The following is a 2,246-nucleotide window of genomic DNA, read 5'->3' on the forward strand; positions in this document are numbered from 1 at the left end:
ATTGGCTTTTTGCTGTTTAATGGTGCCCTTTGCCTTTAGTTCTGCATTACCACTTTTGTTTTTTGGTGATGAATCTGCATATGGTTTTAGTGTTGGCATGTGGCTTATTTTTATTATCGTAAGTTCTGCTACCTATTTACAATATGGGTTGAGTGATCGTTATGAGTATGTATTTTCAAATAAAGGTTTTTCTTATTCAAAACAATTAGACCAACCTGATTGGGTTAATTCAATGGCTCAAAAAGTCGCTTATGTCGCTTGTGCATTCTGTGTCTTTGCCGTTATTGTTATTGGCCCGATGGCATTAGTTGGTGCTGGGGGCTCATTGTTGCTTGCATTTGGAATGACGAAGAAACAAACCGTGTATGTTGATCATCGTTTTTCTTCAACAGAGCAGTTTCTTTATGCGCAATTTAATCGTAAAAGAAACGTAATAGCACTATATCATCGATTTGATATGTGTGATTACGGTGATACAGCGCATACTATAATTTCAAGAGATCAAACTCGTTCACGAAGTTATGTTTTTTTTAATTCAGATGACGATATGGCCAAAGTACTCGATCTTTTAAAACAAAATACAAATATCAAAATTGAGGAAATTACCGACATTAAAGGTTTTTTTGATTTTGATTATTATCCAAAGTTTGTCTTAGATATAGACGTTATCGGTGAGCAATATTCTGTTGATGAAGCAACAAGTCGCAGAGGTGAACCTGCACCGGTTATGAGTGACAGCTAATTCACTTTTTGTTATTTAATCGTTGAATGCCAGAGTAGGTAACTGCTCTGGCATTTTTGTATTTGAATTTCTTGATTTCTTTCAATCAAAGCTTGGGAAAAGTGATGGAAAGGAGTATAAATAGAGGTAGATAAATCAAAGAGAGAAATGCCATGAAAGTTAAAAAGTTAGAAAACAAAAATCGTCGTATTCGTAAGAAACTTTACTTAGGTGAGTTTGCGATTCTTGGTTTTGAACTAAGCTGTAAGACTGAGTTTAAAGACTTTGATCAGTATGATGTATTCGTCGATGAATTTATTGATTACATCAACAGCATTGATTTATGTTTTTGTGGTGGTGGCCTTGAGTTATTTGAAGGTTTTGTTTGTTCAACTGAGCGTTATGACTCAGCAACGGCTGAACAACAACTATTAGTTGCTAACTGGTTGGACAGTCGTCCTGAAGTTAGTAAAGTTGAGATCAGTGAACTGGTTGATGCAAACTACTTATAAGCCTTTATTTCTGTATTTAGGTTTAATAAAAATCCGCCTTAGATAGGCGGATTTTTTATGTTCTAAATATGGTTATTGCGTTGCTACTTTTTGATACAGACAACAATGGCATTGCCTGACGATGTCTCAAGAGGCGTTATCTTTTCGTAATCATGCTCAAACAAGTGAACCTCAAAGTAGGGTTCTAACAGCGCTTGCAGTTGTTCAAAATCTACGGCAACCATTGGGTGTTTATCATCCCAAATTTCGGTTACACCATCTGTTGTTTTCTCGATCTTCAACAATAAATGCTGCCCATCCCCTTGGCCACTGTAATTCCAACCTGATTGAAACGTAAATTGGCTGCCTTCATGTTCTGCTGGGTGCTTTACAAATGAGCGATTATCAATCTTATTTCTTGCTACCGAGTTAAAGCAGAATACGCCGTCGGTTTTTAATGCGGCATGAACGCTTGCAATACACTCTGCTAACTTTTCAATATTTGCATTGTAATGAATTGAATAAAGAAAACAGGTGATTAAGTCTAAAGGTTCATCAACAGTAAAGTTACTCATATCATGCAAAATAAATTCAGCATCAGGGTTACGCAGTTTTGCAAGATCAAGCATCGGTTGATTAATGTCTAAGCCTTTTGCTTGATAACCATAGTTAATAAAGTGTTTAACGTGTGGTCCTGTCCCACAAGCTAAATCAAGGTAGTTTCTTCCTTGATTACCGAAAATCTGATGAATTCGGCGTACATAATTACTTTGCTCATGATAATCGATGTCTGCACACATTAAATCGTAGTAACCAGACAGATCAGTATATAAAGCGTTAGAGGACATTTGTACTTATCCATAACAATACCAATCTCTTTTAAGTGTTTAATTAACTGCTTATTTTGAGAGGTATAAAAGAAGTGCGTAAGATAAGTAACTTTGTAAGAACTTATCCAGAAGAGGCTCATTGCGAGCGGAAAGTAATTCAAAAAAGGAAATAAGAATACTAAAATCTTATGGTGGGGGTCATTT

3 protein-coding genes are annotated in these 2,246 nt (G+C 35.8%); 2 read left to right on the forward strand and 1 reads right to left on the reverse strand.

Annotated elements, in window-relative coordinates:
• Together AACV33_RS01940 and AACV33_RS01945 are read left to right on the forward strand one after the other, a co-directional pair.
• Positions 1-742, forward strand: a 742-nt coding sequence (locus AACV33_RS01940; protein ID WP_182700695.1) for a hypothetical protein, incomplete at its 5' end; no start/stop codon positions are given.
• A gap of 152 nt (positions 743-894) precedes the next feature.
• Complete coding sequence (locus AACV33_RS01945) at positions 895-1,233, forward strand: YggL 50S ribosome-binding family protein (protein WP_017020519.1); 339 nt, start codon at positions 895-897, stop codon at positions 1,231-1,233.
• 83 nt (positions 1,234-1,316) lie between these two features.
• Here AACV33_RS01945 and AACV33_RS01950 read toward each other — a convergent pair whose 3' ends face one another.
• On the reverse strand, positions 1,317-2,060 hold the full coding sequence (locus tag AACV33_RS01950; RefSeq protein WP_182700696.1) for a class I SAM-dependent DNA methyltransferase: 744 nt from the start codon (positions 2,058-2,060) through the stop codon (positions 1,317-1,319).
• Between the last annotated feature and the right edge of the window lie 186 nt (positions 2,061-2,246).

It is taken from the genome of Aliivibrio sp. SR45-2, assembly GCF_963890165.1.
Lineage (GTDB): Bacteria > Pseudomonadota > Gammaproteobacteria > Enterobacterales > Vibrionaceae > Aliivibrio > Aliivibrio salmonicida.